Source organism: Ursidibacter arcticus (genome assembly GCF_009761375.1).
In the GTDB taxonomy this organism is placed as follows: domain Bacteria; phylum Pseudomonadota; class Gammaproteobacteria; order Enterobacterales; family Pasteurellaceae; genus Ursidibacter; species Ursidibacter arcticus.
In genome coordinates this window covers 1-650 of sequence record NZ_LEKM01000082.1, presented here as the reverse complement: position 1 = coordinate 650, position 650 = coordinate 1, and the positions used below count along the sequence as shown (strand labels likewise).

Sequence of the window (650 nt, the reverse complement as noted above, 5' to 3'; positions counted from 1 at the left end):
GCGTTGGTTTTGTCTGCCGTTACTTCGCTGAAGTTTACTTTGTCAGTAGTTGAAACAGTAATATTCGCACCATTTTGTACCAGCTTGATGTTTTTACCTGCAATATGAGTTACTTTATCACCAGGGGCAACTTTGGTATCAGTAGCACTTTCAGCTTCTCCACCTTCCACTTTAGCAATGGTAACATTCCAGCCTTTTTCAGCAATTTCTTTAACTTTATCTAGCTGTTCAACATTAACCGCATCGGTTTTGTCTGTACCTGCTTTTAGACCTGTGATTTTGTTATCGCTCATCACTAGGTCGCCACCTTTAATGGTTGCACCTTTTTCAGCAGTTACGCTATCTTTGAATGTCGCTGGACCAGTCACATCTAGCTTGCCACCAATATTCGCACCTTCTGTTGTAGTGAGGTTAGTGAAGGTTGGGGTTTGAGAAGTCGCAACTGTAACGTTTTGTCCTTCACGAGTGATAACTATATTGTCACCCTGTTTAAATGTCACTACTTCATCAGGATTCACTTTTTCAGCGGCTGTATCTTCTTCATCGTTAATTTTCAGTTTCCAGCCAGATTCTTTCAACTGATTAACATTTACCGCATCTTTACCATCAACACCTTCAGCTAAACCTGTAATTTTATTATCACTCATCTC

1 pseudogene is annotated in these 650 nt (G+C 40.3%); it reads right to left on the bottom strand.

Annotation, left to right across the window (positions count from 1 at the left end):
• Positions 1-650: pseudogene (locus A1D25_RS01920) on the bottom strand (hypothetical protein); the annotation flags it as partial.